Origin of the sequence: Streptomyces ipomoeae 91-03 (assembly GCF_000317595.1) — a bacterium.
In the GTDB taxonomy this organism is placed as follows: Bacteria; Actinomycetota; Actinomycetes; order Streptomycetales; family Streptomycetaceae; genus Streptomyces; species Streptomyces ipomoeae.
This window is the reverse complement of record NZ_AEJC01000638.1, coordinates 1-18,214: the sequence shown is the minus strand read 5'-3', so window position 1 is coordinate 18,214 and position 18,214 is coordinate 1. Positions and strand designations below refer to the sequence as shown.

Below are 18,214 nucleotides of genomic sequence, written 5' to 3'. Positions count from 1 at the left end.
TATCGGGTCCAGGGTCTTCGGCAGGTGGGGCATGTTCCTGCCCAGCAGACGAGGAGGACTTGGAGCTCGGCCACAACCTGGTAGGTCGTCAGGCCGTGGCCGCTGCTGGCGGGCACAGCCGCTCCAGGGTGCAGAACGCCTGCGCCACCGAGGCCAGGGTGACGTGCCGCAGGAAGCCGTTGAAGGTGCGGCCTTCGAAGTGGCCCAGTCCCAGGGCGGTCTTCAGTTCCCGGTAGTCGTGCTCCACCCGCCAGCGGATCTTCGCCGCACGCACCAGGTGCCGCAGCGGGGTGTCAGCCGGCAGGGTGGACAGCCAGTACTTCACCGGCTGTTCCTCCCCGGCGGGCCACTCGGCCAGCAGCCAGCACACCGGAAGGTCCGCGCCCCGGTGCGCCCGGCGCAGGCGGACCCCGGCCGGGCGCACCCGCAGTGCGGCGAACCGCGAGCGCAGCGGCCCCTTGGAGCCCTGGCGCCAGGTCACCCGGTGCAGGGCGCCGCGCCCGATGCCCAGGACCAGCTCGCGCACCGCGACGGGCTGGTCCCGGTAGCGCACAACGGGCTTGCGGCCGGTGCCCGACCAGGCAGGGGCGGTGCGCGTGGCGGTCTCGGGCAGGACCGCGGTGTCCGAGCGCGCCCCGACCACGTAGGCGATGCCGCGCTCGGTCAGCGCCTCGCGGAAGGCCCCGTCCTGCCCGTAGCCCTCGTCGGCCACCACCAGCGGCGGCTCCAGGCCCCAGCAGCGCAGCTCGTCGACCATGTCGACGGCCAGCTGCCACTTCTCGGCATGCCCCACGCCGGCGGGGATCCGGGCCCGGCGCCGCCTGTGCTCCGCCCGGCCGGCCTCCTCGGCGGGCGCGGCGGCCGCATCCCACGCGGCCGGCAGGAACAGCCGCCGGTTCACCGGGCAGGAGGCGGCATCGGTGACCAGGTGCACGCTCGGCGCGACCTGGCAGTTCGCGGTTTTGCCCAACGCCCCGCAGTACTGCGCGGCCACGCCCGGGGAGGCGTGCCCGTCCTTGGGGAAGGACACGTCATCGACCACCCAGGCATCCGGGCGGATGACCGGCTCCATCCTCCAGGCCACCTCGGCCAGCACCATCTGGTGCGACCACGGGGAGTCGGCCAGGAACTGCTGCAGCCCCTGCCGGTCCACCCCCAGCCGGGCCGCCATCGGCTCCATCGACTTGCGCCGCCCCTCGCCGAGCAGCCCCCGCACATACCGCTCGCCCCACCGCCGCTGGTCAACCCGCCCCAGCGGGGCGAACACCTCGGCCGCGAACGCCGCCAGCCGGTCCTGGGCCTCCACCAGCTCCTGCGGGGTCATGGCCCTCACCCCCGCGAGGCCGACACGCTATTCCCCATCCAAGATAACCAAGCCCTACTATGACTCGTACACCTTCAACCTGTACCAGTTGATCGCCGACATCAACGGCCAGGAGCCGGTCGTCATGGTCAACGACGATCCGATGTTGTCCAGCCTGCGGCTGGAGAACTTCGACAACATCGTGGTCTCACCCGGCCCTGGACGGCCGCAGAACCCCCGCGACGTCGGCCTCCTCGGCGACCTGCTGCGCCGCACCACGCTGCCCGTGCTGGGCGTCTGCTTCGGCCATCAGATGATCGCGCACCTGGCCGGAGCGTCGGTGGTCGCCGCGCCCGAACCGAAACACGGGCACCTCGCCAAGGTCTCCCACGAGGGAGATCCGCTGTTCGCCGGAATTCCGCGTGAATTCGTCGCGGTTCGCTACCACTCGCTGTGCGTGCAGGAGCCCCTGCCCGAGGAACTCGTCGCCACCGCGTGGGCAGACGACGGTGTGCTCATGTCGCTGCGTCACCGCGAACTGCCGCAGTGGGGCGTGCAGTTCCACCCAGAGTCGATCGCTTCCCAGTACGGGCGTGAGATCCTGCAGAACTTCGCCGAACTGACCCGCCGGACGCAGCACGGACAACGGCCGTCCGTCACCGTCACCGACACCGTCACCGCACTGTCCGACGACACGCCCAGCGCGGTCGAGGGACTGGGAATCATCAGCACGGTCGTGTCGACCGCTGCCGACTCCGAGGCCATTTTTCTCAAGCTCTTCGACAACATCCCGTACTGCTTCTGGCTGGACAGCAGCCGGGTGGAGGAAGGCCTGTCCCGGTTCTCGTTCCTCGGCGACACGTCAGGTCCGCTCAGCGAGGTCCTGACCTACCGCACCGGCAGCGGGACAGTGGAAGTGCGCGACGCGAACGGCGTCCGCCTCGTCACCGGCAGCGTGTTCGACGTCCTTGAGCAGCGGCTGCGCGAACGGCGTATCCCCGACTCGGACCTGCCCTTCGACCTGACCGGCGGCTACGTCGGCTACTTCGGCTACGAACTCAAGGCCGAATGCGGGGCCACGGCCCGCCACACCGCCGAAACGCTGGACGCCGTCTGGATGTTCGCCGATCGCGTCATCGCGGTCGACCACCAGGAGGGACTGACCTACCTGGTGGCCGTCCACGACGAGAAGACCCGGCGCGACGCGCAGGAGTGGGTGGAACGAACGTCCGCGCTCCTGATGGGCCTGAACCCGGCCGACACCGAGCCGCCGGGCGACCCTGCCGCCGACCAGCCCCCGAATCCCGAGGAGTACCTCGGTCGCGGCCGGAGCCAGTACCTGGCGGACATCACGGAGTGCCAACGGCAGCTGAACCTGGGCGAGAGCTACGAGATCTGCCTGACCAACAAGTTGCACATGCCGTTCCATGACGACGACACCTCCTTCTACCTGAGGCTGCGCCGGGCGAACCCGGCACCGTACGCCGCGCTCTTACGCCTCGGCGACGTCACGGTCTTCAGCTCCTCGCCGGAGCGGTTCCTGCGCATCGAGAGAGACCGCACGGTCACCAGCAAGCCGATCAAGGGCACAGCCCCTCGCGACGCCGACCCGGTGCGCGACGCCGAACTGGCTGCCACCCTCGCTTCGAGCGCCAAGACGCAGGCCGAGAACCTGATGATCGTCGACCTGTTGCGCAACGACCTGGGCCGGGTGTGTGAGGTGGGCAGCATCGAGGTCGACCCGTACCTGGCTGTCGAGAGCTACGAGACCGTGCACCAACTGGTCTCCACTGTTCGTGGACGGCTCAAAGACGGGGTCAGCGCGATGGACTGCGCCCGGCAGTGCTTCCCGGGCGGGTCGATGACCGGGGCGCCGAAGCTGCGCACCATGGAGATCATCGACCGCTTGGAGACGGAGGCCCGGGGTGTCTACTCCGGCGCCCTCGGCTACTTCGGCCTCTCCGGCGGCACGGACCTGAACATCGTGATCCGCACCGCGGTTCGCGTCGGTGACCGGTTGACCATCGGAGCCGGCGGGGCGATCGTGCTCGACTCCGACCCGCATGAAGAGTACGAGGAGATGCTGCTCAAGGCGGCAGCGTCGCTCCGCGCCTGGCGTGCGCCGGCGGCGTCGGACGTGGGCGGCTCCCAGCGATGAACACAGCGATGAGCACAGCGACCGCCCAGGGCGTCCGCCGGTGGTGGGACGCCGATGGCGGATGGTCGCCGGCCGACGCCGCAGGGACGGTGCGGGTCATCGACTCCTGGCTCGTGGACGAGGGGCGGGTGCGGGGACTCGACCGGCACGCCGAACGCTTCGGTCGGGCCTGCGACCGGTTCTCCGAACCGGGAGCGGAACAGACGAACCGGTTCCTGCGGGCGGTCGCCGAGTCGTTGCCCGCGCGAGGCCGATGGTTTCCTCGCGTCGAACTCGTGGAGATCGGGTCGAAAACGCGGCTGCGGATGTGGCTGCGCCCCGCGCCACCGCGCACCGCGACCGTCCGCTTGTGGACCGCGGCGGGACCCGACCGTCGTCGGCTGCCGGCCGTCAAGGGCGCCGACCTGGACCACCTGGCTTCCCTGCGCGCTGCCGCGGCTACGGCGGGAGCTGACGAGGCGCTGCTGGTCTCGACGGAAGGGCACGTGGTCGAAGGGGCGTCCACGAGCATCGTCTGGTGGCGGGGCGACATGCTGTGCGGGCCACCACCCGGCCCCGGCCTGCTCCCCGGGATCACCCGCGCCCTGCTCGGCGAGCTCGCCGGTACGGCAGGGCACCGGGTCGTCACCGAGCAGGCCACCGCGCCGGATCTCGTCGGCGTGCCCGTCTGGACGCTGAACGCCCTGCACGGCATCCGGCCGGTAACCGAGGCGCTGGGCCGGTTCCAGGACACGGACGCCGCAGTGGCCGAGCGCTGGCAGTCGCGCCTGGCCGCGCTCGCCGTTCCGGCCGACGCCTCCCTGATTCCTGTGGTGAACCCATGAAGGAGGTTTCCCGATGACCGCGGCACGTGAAGTGCCCGAGTACGAGCGTGACTTGCTGGTGCAGTTGACGCTCCGCTGGGGGAAGCGGGTGGCCGTCAAGAAGGACGAGCTCGACCTCGACGGTCACTTCGACGCGGCGCTGCCGGACTTCCCCGAACACCTCGTCCCGGTGCTGGGCCTGCCGGGTGCCGACCGGCTCGACCGGGACGCTCGCGAGCGCATCCTGTCCGCGGCGTGGATCGCCTACAACGCCAAGACCGCGGCCATCGAGAACGAGATCATCCTGCCGGCCTGCCGGTTGATGCTCCAGGAACGGATCCCCGTCCGCCGCGACGACGTCGCCGTCGACGCGCTGCACCAGACGATCATCGATGAGCATTACCACATCCTGATGTGCCACAACGCCGTCGGCGTCACCCGCAGGCGGCGCGGCCTGGAGGACGTGCGGTTCGCGCCGGGCGTCTGGTCGGTCGTCCAGGGACTGAACGCGGTCCGCGCCGGGCTGTCCGGGTTCGACCGCGACATCGTCGACATCGCGTTCTCCCTGGCCGCCGAGACGACGATCAGCGGATTCCTCTCCGCACTCGCCACCGCCCAGGAGATCCAGCCGATGAACCGGATCACCACCGATCTGCACCGGCGGGACGAGAGCGGACACGCGGTGGTGTTCCGCGAGTTGTGCGGCTCGCTCTACCGGAACCTGGACGGCGCACAGCAGCGGACGTTCCGCGAAGCGCTCGTCACCGGGCTGACCGCGTTCCGCTCCGCGGACCTGGAACCCTGGGTGACCGTGGCGGCCCAGGGAGGCTTCGAGATCGACACCGGTCAGCTGAGCGAGTGGGCCGCGTCCCGTCCCGTGCCCGCGCGGGACACCGGACCGTTGCAGCTGCTGCTCGACGACCTGGGCATCAGCCACGACCTCGTCGAGATGGTCCAGCGCTGACCCCGCACCGTTGAGCCATGAGAAGCGGACGGAGATCATGTTGAGCCCCACCGGCGAAGCCGCCGCGCACTGGCGGACACTCGTCGCCCACCAGCGGCCGGAGTGGCCCAGCCCGGCCGAGCTCGGCGATGTGGCGGATCACCTGGCGGCCCTGCTCCCGTTGGTCACGCCACAGGAGTGCGACACGCTCACCGCACGACTCGCCCAGGCGGCAGAGGGCAAGGCGTTCCTGCTGCAGGGTGGCGACTGCGCCGAACGTTTCGACCGCCTCTCGGCACAGGCGATTCACAGCAAACTGCGCCTCCTGCAGCAGATGGCCGTGATCCTGACGTACGCGTCGGCGCTGCCGGTGGTCAAGGTGGGCCGGATGGCCGGGCAGTACGCGAAGCCCCGATCCCGGCCGACCGAGACCGTCGACGGGCGCACGCTGCCGGTCTACCGGGGCGACGCGGTGAACGGCATCGGCTTCAGCCAGGCCGAACGACGGCCGGACCCGGCCCGGCTGCTTCGGATGTACGACGCTTCGCGCTACACCCTGGACGTCATGCGCGCATGCGCTCGTGGCGGCACCGACCTACGCCAACTGCACAGGGAGATCCAGGACTTCGTCTCACGCTCGCCTGCCGGTGAACGCTACGGCGGACTCGCCAGTCGAATCGGCCAGGCACTGTCCTGCAAAGACGCGTGCGGCAGCGGCGATCCGCCCAGCACCACGGAGTTGTTCGCCAGCCACGAGGGACTGCTGCTCGACTACGAGGCCGCGCTGACCCGCTACAACCCGCGTTCCGGCCGAAGGTATGCGGGCAGTGGCCACATGCTGTGGATCGGCGACCGCACCAGACAGCTCGACGGCGCCCACGTCGCCTACTTCGCGAGCATCGACAATCCGATCGCGGTGAAGCTGGGCCCTGCCGCCACGCCCGAGCAGGCGCTGGCCCTGATCGACCGCCTCGACCCCGACCGGCGGCCGGGCCGGCTGACGTTCGTCGTGCGCATGGGGGCGCACCGCGTGCGGTACCTGCTGCCGGAGCTCGTGGAGAAGGTCACGGCTTCCGGCGCGCCGGTGGTGTGGGTGTGCGATCCGATGCACGGCAACACCTTCGAGGCGCCCAGCGGGCACAAGACCAGGCGGTTCGACGACATCCTCGCCGAGGTCGCAGGCTTCTTCGAGGTGCACGAGGCGCTCGGCACCCACGTCGGCGGACTGCACGTGGAGCTGACCGGCGAGGACGTGACCGAGTGCGTCGGCGGCGGCGCCGAACTGGGTTTCGACGACCTGCACCGCAGGTACGAGTCGGCGTGCGACCCGCGCCTGAACGGAGGCCAGGCGCTTGACCTGGCCTTCCTGGTCGCCGAGATGTTCAACCCTGGGGCAACCGGCGGCGTGGCGCCGGACGCAGCGGTGAATGCCGCGGCCTGGGGCGCAAGTCACGGTAATTCTCCCGCCCCGTTCGGCGCGTGAAGCCAACAACGTTTTCGAGGATGCGCCCATGAGGCAGGATTCCACCCCTCTGGAACTCGACGACGCGTTCGGGCAGGACCCTTACTCGCTACGACGGGTACGCCAGCGGGTACACGACGAGCAAGTGGGCAGGGGAAGTGCTGCCTGCGGGAGGCGCACGACCTGTGCGACCTGCCGGTGACGGTGTTCCGCTCCAATATGATCCTCGCGCACAGCCGGTACACCGGGCAGCCGAACGTGCACGACATGTTCAGCCGACTGCTGTTCAGGCTCCTCGCGACGGGCGTGACCCCGAATTCCTTCTACCGGACCTTCAGCCTGGTGAACCCGCACGATGACGGCGTCTCACTCGACACGTTCGTGGAGTGGCTCATCGAGGACGGCCACGGTATCGAGCGGATCGCGGGCTACCGTGACTGGCTCGTCCGCATCGAAGCCGCCCTGCGCAAATGGCCTTGCGGCTGTTTCGCGGGCATGTCCGTTGACGCGGCCGGAGTCCCAGAGGACTCCCAGTGCCCGTGGCCGTTCTTTCGAGGGGCTGACGCCCGAAGTCGGACCGCCTCGTGCTTTGACAGGGGTCGCCATCATCACCGGAAGCGGCGGCCGGTCAGCTGAATGACTGAGCGTTTTCAGTACGGCCACTGATCGGGTGACGCTGGTGGTGTGCGCGACGCACGAGGCTCCCATGCCGTTGGGGGAGGTGTTCGACGTCTCAACCCCCAGGCACAGGAGCCGCGTTGGTTCCGTATTCTGCCGCGCTCGACCTGCCTCACGTCCTGGTCGAGCGGGTCACGATGCTCATCGTCACCAGGGAGGGTGACCGCCGCTGCAAGCTCCCGCCGCACCAGCGTGCCCTGGTCGGGCTGGTGTACCTGCCCCGGCACGTCACCTTCGCGCAGATCGCGGCGGGTTTCGGCATCTTTGTCGGCACCGCCCACGCCTGCACCAGCGCGGTGATCGGCCTGCTCGCCGACCGCGCGCCGGGCCTGCTCAAGGCGCCACGCGGGGCCGCCCCCGACCACGTCCTGCTCGACGGCACTCTCACGGAGTGCGACCGGATCGGCGACAGCCGGGCCGACTATTCCACAAGCACCGCCGACACGGAGTGAACGTGCAGGTGGTGACCGACCCCGCGGGGGAGGGGGGCGGCTGCTGTGGATCTCGCCGGCACTGCCCGGCCGCGCGCGGATCTCACCGCGGCCCGCACGCACCGGATCATCCGGATCTGCGAACGCCAGGGCGTTCCGCTCCTCGCCGATCGCGCCTACATGGGAGCCGGCTCGTGGGTGACAGCACCCCTCAGACCCCCGCCGGGCGGCGAGTACACGCCGGCCCAGCACACCGTCAACCGCGCGCTGTCTGCGGCTCGGGCACCGGTCGAGCGCGGCGTCGCGCGACTGAAGGCGTGGCGGATCTTCCGCAGCTCCCGATGCAGCCCGAATCGAAGCCGTGGACGAGCAACTGATCGACGGGTTGTGAGCGGGCCCGGCCCGGGGGCCTGCAGCTGGCCGGCGAGGACTGGCTGCCCCAGCCGCTGACCGAACGGATGCTGGAGTCGGCCTTGGAGGTCAGAGGTCATCGGCCGCGCAGGGCCTCCATGACCCGTCCGAACACCTCCATGTTGGGTTCCAGGACCGTCAGATACGAGAAGCCGTACCGCTCCCGCTGTGCCAGCACCTGGGCGACGATCTCGTCCAGCGTGCCCACGAGGATCAGCGGCAGCTGGAGGACCTGCTCCTCGGTCAGATGCGGCACGTGGCTGAGCCACGGCTGGACGGCGGCTGAGCGGTCGTCGGTGATCTCGACGATCTGGATCAGCAGGTTGAGCTCGGCCGGTTCCTTGCGGTCGGCGGCGAACTCCTGGTAGCGGGCGACCCGGTCGTCGAGCTCCTCCGCCGTGAGCGCTTCCAGCCGGCCGTCCCCCGCCGGGCGGGCGCCCGTGAACGCCGCGATGTCCGCGTGCTCGGCGGTGATCCTCAGCATCCGGTCGCCGTTGGCGCCGATGAGCAGCGGCACCCGGCGGTGTTGCGCGGGGCGCGGCGTGGGGGTCCCCCCGCTCGAGCGCGGTCGAGAGTGGGGGAGTTCGTCGGAGGCGAGGAGACGGTCCAACTCCTCGATCGTGCGCAGAAGGTGGTCGATGCGCTCACCGGGCGACCCCCAGGGCAGCCCGGCCTTGTCGTGCTCGGCCTGGACGTAGCCGGTGCCCAGCCCCAGCTCCAGGCGCCCGCCGGTCAGCGCGTCCGTGGTGGCCACCTCGCGCGCCAGCAGCGTGGGGTTCCAGAAGCCCGCGTTGAGCACGAAGGTGCCGAGCCGTGGTCGCTCGGTCGCCTCCGCCGCGGCCACCAGGGACGGGAAGGGCGCCGGCATGCCCAGATGGTCCGGGACGAGGATCACGTCGTAACCGAGCTGTTCGGCGCGGCGGCACTTCGCTCGCCACTCCTCGGCGGACGTGGGATTGAGCAGACTGACTCCGAAGCGGAACGGGCGCGGCATGAACTCTCCTCATCTGAAGGGGACTTGAGCCGTGATACCGGCGAGTACATCACTCGTGCGCGGGTGCCGCCAGCACATTCACGCCGACGGACGCACAACCGCGCGTGTGCGCGCCGGTCGCCGCCGGGGCGCATCCGAGGCCCCGACCGCCGGCGGGGCTCAGCCGCGTGCCCAGGCTGTCGGCGAAGCCCATATGCCCAGCTGCCGCCGTACTTCAACCGTGCACGCCGGGCCGCCGAACACCCGCTCGCACACACACGGGCCGCCGAACACGACTCGCTCGCAGCGGCCGACCGCCGAGCATGACTCGCTCGCAGCAGTCGACCGGCGAGCACGGCTCACTCATGCGTGCCGACCGTCGGCGGGGCTCAGTCGTGTGCCAGGCTGTCGGCGGAGCTCGACCGTGCGTGCCGGGCCATCGAACGCCTGCTCGCACACACACGGGCCGCCGAGCACGACTCGCTCGCAGCGGCCGACCGCCGAGCATGACTCGCTCGCAGCAGTCGGCCGGCGAACGCGACTCGCTTACAGCAGCCGGACGCCGAACACGACTCGCGCGCGTCGGCCGCCGAGCAGGGCTCACTCATACGTGCCGACCGCCGAGCACGGCTTACTCATACGTGCCGACCGCCGAGCACGGCTCACTCATACGTGCCGACCGCCGAGCAGGCGTTCACTCATACGCCCCACCCGCCGAAGCGAGTTCTCACTCGTGCGCGATCGCCGCCAGCACGTTCATGCGGGACGCGCGCAGCGCGGGGAGCAGCGCGGCCACCACGCCCACCACCGCCGAGCCCACGACCACGGCGACGACCGTGCCCCAGGGGATCGCCAGCGCCCGCATGCCCTGCAACGCCAGCACCTGCTGTACGCACACGCCCCAGACCAGCCCCAGCGCGAGCCCGAGGACCGCGCCGAACACGGCGATGACCACGGACTCCAGCCGGATCATCCGCCGCAGCTGCCGCCGGGCGAGTCCGATCGCGCGCAGCAGGCCGATCTCCCGGGTGCGCTCGACCACCGACAGGGCGAGGGTGTTGACCACCCCGAGGACGGCGATGACGATCGCGAGCCCGAGCAACGCGTAGACGAGGTACAGCAGTACGGCGATCTGGCCGCGGATCAGCTCCTTGTAGTCGGCCTGGTCACGGACCTGCACCTGCGGATACTCCTCCAGCGTCCGCTCCAGGTTCGCGCGCAGCTCGTCGGCGCTCACTCCGGAACCGGCGTTCACGTACAGCGCCGAGTCCTGACCGTCGGGCACGTATTTTTCGATGGTCGGCATCCCGAAGTACAGCCCGCCCTGCATCCCGAAGCCCTCGGCGGCGTCCTGGTCGGTGAGCGCGGTGACCTTCAGCTCGGCGTTCTTCCCGGCCGGGAACCGTACCGGGATCGTGCTGCCGATCGTCACGTCGTGGTCCTTGGCGAAGTCCACGTCCATGGCGATGGCGCCGTCCGCCAGCGCGGCGGCGCTGTCGCCCTCGGCATAGGTGACGTCGGCGACCTCGTCGAGCCGTGAGTCGTAGGCCGCGGCGGTCGTCTCGATCCGCTTCCCGTCCGGCAGCCGTACCGCGACGGGGGAGAACCGCTGTCGTACGACGAGTCCGGCGCCGTCGGTGGCGCGGACCTTGTCGGTGATCTCCTGCGGGAACGGCATGAAGTTCTGGTTCTGGACGACGAAGTCGGCGCCCAGGGTCCGGTCGATCTCGTCGTCGAACGACTTGGTCATCGACGCGCTCGCCACGGACATCCCGGCGACCAGCGCGAGCCCCACCATCAGCGCGGCGGCGGTGGCCCCGGTCCGGCGCGGGTTGCGCAGGGCGTTGCGCTGGCTCATCCGCCCGACCGAGCCGAACAACGCGGGGAACGCGCCGCCGAGCACCCGGATCACCGGCCGTACGAGGAGCGGGCCCGCCACGACGGTCGCGACCAGGGTGAGGACCACCCCGAGGCCGAGCAGCGAGGCCGCCGAGCCCGTGTCCGTCGACACCGCGCACCCCACGAGCGCGGCGGCACCGGCCGCCCCCACGATCCCGCCGACCACCGCGCGCACCCGTAGCGGCCGGCCGACCCCGGCGATCTCGGCGTCCGTGAGCGCCGCCATCGGCGACACGGCCGCCGCCCGCCGTGCCGGGAGATAGGCCGCGACGAAGGTGACGCCGAGGCCGACGACGTACGCCGCGATCGGGGTCCCCACGCCGATGACCATCTCGGTGGACTTCAGGTTCATCCCGAAGACACCCATGAGCTCGATCAGCCCGAACGCCAGCCCGATGCCGGCCGCGAGGCCGAGCGTCGATCCGACGAGGCCCAGCAGCGCCGCCTCGGTGAGCACGGACCGGCGCACCTGCCGTCGGTCGGCGCCCAGGGCGCGCAACAGTCCCAGCTCACGAGTGCGTTGGGCGATCAGCATGGAGAAGGTGTTGACGATGAGGAAGACACCCACGAGCGTCGCGATCCCGGCGAATCCCAACATCACGTACTTGATGACGTCGAGGAACCCGCCGAGCGAGGCCGCCGCCGACTCGGCCTGCTCGTCGGCGGTCTGGTACTCGTACGCGCGCGGCCCCAGCTCGTCGGCGATCCGCTGCTTGAGCCGGTCGTCGCTGACGCCCGGAGCCGCGGTCACCGAGATGCTGGTGGCGGCGTCGGGGTCGCCCAGGAGCTTGGCCTGCGCGGTCGGGGTGTCGAGGAAGACGAGGGCGGCTCCGGGGTTGGTGGTGGTGAAGGTGGCGATGCCGACGACCTTCACCTCGAAGGAGCCGGGCCGGGCGAGCACGGTGAGCGTGTCGCCGATCTTCACGTCCTTCTGCTTCGCGGTGTCCGCGTCGAGCAGCGCCTGGCCGGGGCCTTCCGGGGCGTGTCCGCTGGTCAGCTCCACGGGGCTGCGGTCGGTGAGGTACCAGTTGGTGGCGATGGTGGGGGCGCCGGTCGTCGGCCCCACCGACTCGTTCTCGCTGTTGACGACCGTGATGTTCTCCACGGCCGCGTCGACATGCGTGTCCGCGACGCCGTCGATCCCCGCGACGCGCTCCGCGAGGGACGCGGGTACGGTCTCCACCGCCCCGGTCGGCATCTGTCCCCCCAGGTCGTCGTCCTTCGGGCCCACGGTGACGTCGGCCGAGGTCGAGGCGAAGAGCCGGTCGAAGGTGCGGGTGACCGTGTCCGAGAAGATCAGACTGCCCGCGACGAACGCCACCGACAGGATGACGGCCAGCGCCGAGAGCACCAGCCGCCCCTTGTGCGCCAGGAAACTCCGCAGGGTCGCCTTGAGCACGGTCTCAGTCCTTGTCGCGGTCGACGGGTCCGGTCGTGTCCTTGTCGAGATTGGTGGGTCCGGTCGTGTGCTTGCCCAGGTCGGTGGGTCCGGTCGTGTCCTTGCCGAGGCCGGTGCGCCCGGTCGCGCGTACGTCGGCGGGGGTGCCCGCTGCGTCGAAGGCCGCCCGGCCCGTGCCGGAGGCCGGCGGGTTTCCGCTGGTGAAGAGGCGCATCCGTTCCAGCACGGCCTCGGCCGTCGGGCGCTCCATGCGGTCCACGATCCGTCCGTCGGCGAGGAAGAGCACCAGGTCGGAGTGGGCGGCGGCCCCGGGGTCGTGGGTGACCATGACGACGGTCTGGCCCAGCTCGTCGACGGCCTCGCGCAGGAAGCCCAGCACTTCGAGGCCGGCCCGGGAGTCGAGGTTGCCGGTCGGCTCGTCCGCGAAGATCAGCTCCGGCCGGGAGGCGAGCGCCCGGGCGCAGGCCACCCGCTGCTGCTGGCCGCCGGACAGCTGCGACGGCCGGTGCCCCAGCCGGTCCCGCAGGCCCAGTGTGTCGATGACCTGGTCCAGCCACTTCTCGTCGGGCTTCTTGCCCGCGATGTCCATGGGCAGGGTGATGTTCTCGGCCGCGTTCAGCGTCGGGATCAGATTGAAGGACTGGAACATGAAGCCGATCCGGTCCCGGCGCAGCCGGGTCAGATCGCGTTCCCTGAGCCGGGTGATCTCGGTGTCCCCGAGCCACACCTGCCCCGCCGACACGGTGTCGAGCCCCGCCAGACAGTGCATCAGCGTGGATTTCCCCGAACCCGAGGGACCCATCACCGCGGTGAACCGGCCGCGCGCGATGTCCACGTCGACCGAGTCGAGGGCGAGCACCGTCGTCTCACCCGAGCCGTACGCCTTCGTCAGACCCCGGGCGCGGGCGGCGACGCCGTCGGCTTCCGCGCGGCCGAAGGGGTGCTCAGCGGCAACAGTGGACAAAACGGCCTCCAGGCTCGAACCAGTTCGAATTCCGGGCGTTCCCGGACGAGCCTAATGTGATCCACCGCACATCCGGTATCCCCCCGAAGTCCGAGGCCGTCTCCGTCGCAGGTCGGGTCTCCGGTACCGATGTAAGGGGCACCCATGTCCTGCCCTTAAGGGGCGCACATCGCGAGGGCGCCCTTGCCGCGCTAGCGCTCCGGCGCTAGCGTCGAGTCATGGCCAAGACCCAGCTGAACGTACGGGTGGACGAGGACACGGCCCGGGCAGCCCGGGAGCGAGCCCTGGAGCGCGGGATGAGTGTGAACCGGTACATCGAGGAACTGGTCCGGCAGGACACCGGAGAAGTGGGGAACACCTTCGTGGAGTCCGCCGCCGATTTCATGAAGCAGTACGAGACGGTCTTCGTCGAGGAGTTCGGCAGGGAACTCGAAGGCCGGCGCGAAGGACGTCACTGATCCCTTGAGTCAGCTCCGCATCGACCTCGCCTGGCTTCTGATGGTCGCCGAACAGAAGACGCCCGGAGATCCCCAGATCACCGACTGGGGCGCCCTCGTCGCGGCCGTCGCCCGGCACGAGGCCGAGATCTTCGACGTCCCCGTCTACGACACCCCGCACGCCCGAGCCGCGTCCCTCCTTCAGCTCCTGATGCACATCCCGGCGCTTGAGCGCTCCAACGCGCTGTTCGCCTGCGCCGTCGCCTACGGCTATCTCGTCGCCAGCGGCGTCAAGGTCGTCACCTCCGCCGAGCAGGTGCGCGAACTGGCCAAGCTGGTCAAGAGCGGCGAGGCCACCGTGCACGACATCACCCGGGAGCTGCGCCAGTGGGGCCTGTGAACGACCCCCGGCCGCCTGTGTCTTCGGACCGGTCGTCCTAGTCGCCGAGTTCGGGCCGCCGCGCCCTGCCGACCACGCAGTAGGAGGTGGGCATGCGCGGCCCCTTCTCGGGGACGAGCATCTCCCGGTGCGACGCGATCTCGAACCCGGCGGCCCGGACCTCGCCGAGCGGGTCGCGGGCCACATGGCAGCCGCCGAACAGCAGCGGCCACACCGTGCCGTCCAGTGCCCGCTGGGCCGTCCGCATCACGCTGCCGCCGCCCCGGCCGTGCTCGAAGAACCGCAGCTCACCGCCGGGCCGCAGTACCCGCCGCACCTCGCTCAGTGAACGCCGCACATCCCGCACGCTGCACAGCACCAGAGACACGACGGCGGCGTCGAACGCCTCGCTCTTGACCGGCAGCGCCTCCGCCGCGCCCGGCGCCACGTCCACGGGCACATCGGCACGCAGGGCGGACTCCAGGGCCAACTGCCGCAGAGAGCGCTCCGGTTCGATCGCCACGACCTCCGAGACCGTACGCGGGTAGTGGGCGAAGTTCAGGCCGTTCCCGGCGCCGATCTCGATGACGCGCCCCGAGATCCCGGCGAGCAGTTCGTCGCGCAGAGGGCCGATCCTCGGCTCCGCCGACACGCTCAGCCGGGCGTAGAACCGGGCGAACAGGGGGTGGTGCACGGCGTCCTTGGCGGTGCGGGCCATGGCGTACCTCCCGAGAGGACGACAGATACCGCGATTGTCCCCAGGGAAGCACCGGCTCACCCGTCGCGCGACCCTGGGGAGTGGTTGCGCGACGGGTGAGGGGGGGCGTACGACGAGCCGGATGCGTCAGGCGATGAAGTTCCGCACCTGCTCGTAGACGCCGTGGTCGTTGTTCATCTCGTTGTGCGAGATGCAGCCCACCTCGACATTCGTGGCGCCGCTGAGGATCGCGGTGGTGTCCGGGGTGAGCGCGTCGTCGCAGTTCGACCAGTAGCTGGCGTACGACACGCTGCCCGGGGTCTCGTCACCGGAGTTGAGCGCGGTGAGGAACGAACTGCCCGTGTACATCTCCCCGCAGGAGGTGTACAGCCACCGGCACCAACCGGCCACGGTCGTCCCGTGGTTCACACCGGCCGTGGAGACGAAGTCGTCCACGTACGACGTCCCGCCGAGGTTCTTGAGGTAGTAGCGGGAGCTCAGCGCGCCCATCGAGTGGACGACCACGTCGACCTTGGAGGCGCCCGTCGCGGCGAGCACGCTCTGGATCTTGCTCTTCAGCTGCTGTGCCGTCGTGACGTTGGACTGGCCCCAGTCGTAGGACCAGGCGTACAACTCGGAGGACGTGTAGCCGTCCTGCTTGAAGTACGCCACCCAGTCGTCCCAACTGCTGGACGAACTGCTGAGCCCGTGCACGAAGACGATCGGGTTGTGGGTCGCGGCCTGAGCGGGGACGGCGGCGAATGACAGGGAAAGCAGGAACGTGGTGGTCACGGTCGCTAGGGCCGTGGCGATACGGCGCATGCGGCGATGCATGGTGCCTCCTGAAGCGGGTGGGGTCGACAGGAGTGTCGGGTGGGGTCTACGCGCGCCGCATCGGTGAAGTCGCCGGTCTTTACTGGCCGGTTAACTCGCCAGTAACGTGATGAGTGTGGTGACTCCGGTGAACCCCCCACAACTTCCGCATCGCTCGCCACCGCCCCCCATGAACGAGTGGCCGAGCCCGGAGGCCGAGCCGGCCGCGAAGGCCGCGCTCTCCGAAGGCGTACGCGTACGCCTGCTGCACGCCGCGCACGGCGACCCCCGCGCTGCCGCGGAACTGGCCGCCGCCCTGACCGAACGCCAGGCCTGCGGCCTCGACCCGCTCCCCGCCGAGCCGTTGGCACTCGTCCCCGCCTTGCTGCGGGACCACCGGCGCGACGTACGGGCCCTGCCCGACGACACCCGGTTCCTGCTGCTGCTCGCCGCGGCCGACCAACACCCGTTCCCGACCCACGCCTACGCGCGTGCCGTGACCGCCGCCCGCCTCGACACCGGTCCCGTCGACGCGGCGGAGGCGGCGGGCCTCGCCCACGCCACCGCCCAGGGCATCGTCTTCCGGGACGCCTGGACACGCATCGCCGTCTACGAGTCCGCCGCCATGGACGACCGGCGTGCGGCCCACCGGCTGCTCGCCGGGGTGCTGAGCGGCGAGGGCGAGAGACCCCGGCGTTCCTGGCACCGGGCCGCCGCCGCCCTCGGCCCCAGCCGCCGGCTCGCCGCCGAACTCCGTCTGTCGGCGCGGGTGGCACGTGCCATCGGCGAACCCGCGCTGGCCTCCGCCCTCGCCGAACGCGCCGCCGCCCTCACCCCCGAACCGGCCGAACGCCCGCACCTGCTCGCCCAGGCGGCGGCCGAGGCCTGGCAGTCGGGCGACGGCGACCGGGCCCGCCGACTGGTCGCGGCCACCGACCACGACGCCCTCGGCGGACTCCTCGCCCTGCGCGCCGGCAACGCCTCCGAGGCCTTCGACGCCCTGCTCACCGCCACGGTTCGCCACGCCCGCGAGCACTCCTCCGACACCGCCGCCCATCTGCTGGCACGAGCCACCGAAGCCGCCATCTACACCGGCGACCTGCGCCGCTGCCGCGAGGCCTCCGCCGTCGCCGCCGCGCTCGGCATCCTGCCGCCCAGCACGCTCGGCGCGCTCACCGCCGCGTTCGAGGGACGGTACGACGACGCCCGTGACGCCCTCGAAGCCGCCGCCGGACGCTGCGGACCCGGCGGCGACCCCACCCTGCTCATCCACTCCGGGATCGCCGCCCTCCTCCTCGGCGACCACACCCTCGCCGCCACCGCCACCGCCCGGGCCGCCGCCTCCGCCCGGGCCCGGGGCGAGGCGGCCACCGTGCCGCAGGCCATGGAGTTCCGGGCCTACGCCGAGTTCTGGACCGGGCGCCCCAAGACCGCCGAGGCCGCCGCCCTCGACGCCCTGCACCAGGCGTACTCGACCGGACAGGACAACGGGGCCTGCCATCTCCAGGCCGCCCTCGCGATGTTCGCCGCCGTCACCGGCGACGAGGAGGTCTGCCGGGAACGCGCCGAGTCCGCCCGCGCCTACGCCCTCGGACGCGGACTGGGGCTGCCGGCCGCTCTCGCCATGTTCGCCCTCGCCTTCCTCGACCTGAGCACCGGGCGGTACGCCGCCTCGGCCGCCCGGCTGCGCGCGCTCGCCGGTTTCGGTCCCGGGCACGGCCACCGGGCCATCCGTCACATCGCCACCCCGCACTACGTCGAGGCCGCCGTCCGCACCGGTGACACCCGCGTGGCCCGAGCCGCGCACGCCGACTACGACCGCTGGGCCCGTACCGTCCGCAGCGCCGACGACCTCGCCCTCAGCGCCCGCTGCCGGGCGCTGCTCGCCACCGGGGAGGGGGCCGTCGAGCACTACCGTGCCGCCCTCGACCTCCACGCCGGCGGCACCCGTGACTTCGAACGGGCCCGCACGGAGCTGCTGTTCGGCAGCGCGTTGCGTCGGCTCCGCAACCGCACCGAGGCGCGTGACCGGTTGCACAGTGCGCTGGAGGCTTTCGAGCACTTCGGGTCGCCGCACTGTGCGGCTCAGGCTCGGGGGGAGCTACGCGCGTTGGGGGAGCGGGCCCCAGCGGCACGCGACGTGGCGGATCTCGCCAACCGGCTCACGGCCCAGCAGCTGATGGTAGCCCGCATGGCGGCCGAGGGCGCCACGAACCGGGAGATCGCCGCCCGGCTGCTGCTCAGCCCGCGCACGATCGATCACCATTTGCGGGGGGTTTTCGCTCGGTTGGGGATCAGGTCGCGGATCGAGTTGGTGCGGTTGCTGGGGGAGGGCGGGGCCGGCTGAGCGGGCCGGGGTCATGGACGCCCGGTGGGTGGGGCCGGGCGGGGGTGGGCTGTCGCTCACCGGCGCGTGCGAGGTGCCGCTGCGCCCGATCACGCTCGGGTGTCGCGGGGTGGGTGG

At 71.1% G+C, this 18,214-nt stretch carries 14 protein-coding genes and 1 pseudogene; 9 read left to right on the top strand and 6 right to left on the bottom strand.

Annotation, left to right across the window (positions count from 1 at the left end):
- Positions 1-88 precede the first annotated feature (88 nt).
- Positions 89-1,324, bottom strand: coding sequence for an IS701 family transposase (locus STRIP9103_RS41995; protein ID WP_009339639.1), 1,236 nt, complete (start codon positions 1,322-1,324; stop codon positions 89-91).
- On the opposite strand from STRIP9103_RS41995, the gene pabB reads away from it, so the two are divergent.
- The 6 genes and pseudogenes from pabB to STRIP9103_RS41965 all read left to right on the top strand — a co-directional run bounded on the left by pabB (position 1,323) and on the right by STRIP9103_RS41965 (position 8,228).
- The gene (gene pabB / locus STRIP9103_RS41990; RefSeq protein ID WP_009339687.1) at positions 1,323-3,461 is read left to right on the top strand and encodes an aminodeoxychorismate synthase component I; all 2,139 of its coding nucleotides are present in this window, start codon (positions 1,323-1,325) and stop codon (positions 3,459-3,461) included. The two genes, STRIP9103_RS41995 and pabB, sit on opposite strands and share 2 nt — an antisense overlap.
- An 8-nt stretch (positions 3,462-3,469) precedes the next feature.
- Positions 3,470-4,285, top strand: coding sequence for an aminotransferase class IV (locus tag STRIP9103_RS41985; RefSeq protein ID WP_009339692.1), 816 nt, complete (start codon positions 3,470-3,472; stop codon positions 4,283-4,285).
- 13 nt (positions 4,286-4,298) lie between these two features.
- Positions 4,299-5,228 carry an AurF N-oxygenase family protein gene (locus STRIP9103_RS41980; RefSeq protein ID WP_009339688.1) on the top strand — a complete coding sequence of 310 codons (930 nt, stop codon included), beginning with the start codon at positions 4,299-4,301 and terminating at the stop codon, positions 5,226-5,228.
- Between the two features lie 37 nt (positions 5,229-5,265).
- The gene (locus tag STRIP9103_RS41975) at positions 5,266-6,690 is read left to right on the top strand and encodes a class II 3-deoxy-7-phosphoheptulonate synthase (protein WP_009339728.1); all 1,425 of its coding nucleotides are present in this window, start codon (positions 5,266-5,268) and stop codon (positions 6,688-6,690) included.
- A 177-nt stretch (positions 6,691-6,867) separates the two neighbouring features.
- The gene (locus STRIP9103_RS51000) at positions 6,868-7,305 is read left to right on the top strand and encodes a hypothetical protein (protein ID WP_009339726.1); all 438 of its coding nucleotides are present in this window, start codon (positions 6,868-6,870) and stop codon (positions 7,303-7,305) included.
- Positions 7,306-7,427: 122 nt separating this feature from the next.
- Positions 7,428-8,228, top strand: a pseudogene (locus tag STRIP9103_RS41965) (transposase).
- A gap of 37 nt (positions 8,229-8,265) precedes the next feature.
- On the opposite strand, the gene STRIP9103_RS41960 reads toward STRIP9103_RS41965, so the two are convergent.
- The 3 genes from STRIP9103_RS41960 to STRIP9103_RS41950 form a co-directional block, all read right to left on the bottom strand.
- Positions 8,266-9,183, bottom strand: coding sequence for an LLM class F420-dependent oxidoreductase (locus STRIP9103_RS41960; RefSeq protein WP_009339695.1), 918 nt, complete (start codon positions 9,181-9,183; stop codon positions 8,266-8,268).
- Positions 9,184-9,889: 706 nt separating this feature from the next.
- Entirely contained in the window at positions 9,890-12,460 is a 2,571-nt protein-coding gene (locus tag STRIP9103_RS41955) for an ABC transporter permease (protein ID WP_009339696.1), read from the bottom strand.
- Between the two features lie 4 nt (positions 12,461-12,464).
- On the bottom strand, positions 12,465-13,424 hold the full coding sequence (locus tag STRIP9103_RS41950; RefSeq protein ID WP_009339680.1) for an ABC transporter ATP-binding protein: 960 nt from the start codon (positions 13,422-13,424) through the stop codon (positions 12,465-12,467).
- Between the two features lie 218 nt (positions 13,425-13,642).
- Here STRIP9103_RS41950 and STRIP9103_RS41945 point away from each other — a divergent pair, with 218 nt between their 5' ends.
- Positions 13,643-13,882 (top strand): toxin-antitoxin system HicB family antitoxin, encoded by a 240-nt coding sequence (locus tag STRIP9103_RS41945; RefSeq protein ID WP_009339648.1) that lies wholly within the window; start codon positions 13,643-13,645, stop codon positions 13,880-13,882.
- 4 nt (positions 13,883-13,886) lie between these two features.
- Positions 13,887-14,261, top strand: a complete 375-nt coding sequence (locus STRIP9103_RS41940) for a hypothetical protein (RefSeq protein WP_009339693.1) — start codon at positions 13,887-13,889, stop codon at positions 14,259-14,261.
- 37 nt (positions 14,262-14,298) lie between these two features.
- On the opposite strand, the gene STRIP9103_RS41935 is transcribed toward STRIP9103_RS41940, so the two are convergent.
- Positions 14,299-14,958 carry a class I SAM-dependent methyltransferase gene (locus STRIP9103_RS41935; RefSeq protein ID WP_009339740.1) on the bottom strand — a complete coding sequence of 220 codons (660 nt, stop codon included), beginning with the start codon at positions 14,956-14,958 and terminating at the stop codon, positions 14,299-14,301.
- Positions 14,959-15,084: 126 nt separating this feature from the next.
- Entirely contained in the window at positions 15,085-15,771 is a 687-nt protein-coding gene (locus STRIP9103_RS41930; RefSeq protein WP_009339700.1) for an esterase/lipase family protein, read from the bottom strand.
- A gap of 169 nt (positions 15,772-15,940) precedes the next feature.
- Here STRIP9103_RS41930 and STRIP9103_RS41925 point away from each other — a divergent pair, with 169 nt between their 5' ends.
- Positions 15,941-18,097, top strand: coding sequence for a helix-turn-helix transcriptional regulator (locus STRIP9103_RS41925; RefSeq protein WP_009339691.1), 2,157 nt, complete (start codon positions 15,941-15,943; stop codon positions 18,095-18,097).
- Positions 18,098-18,214: the final 117 nt, after the last annotated feature.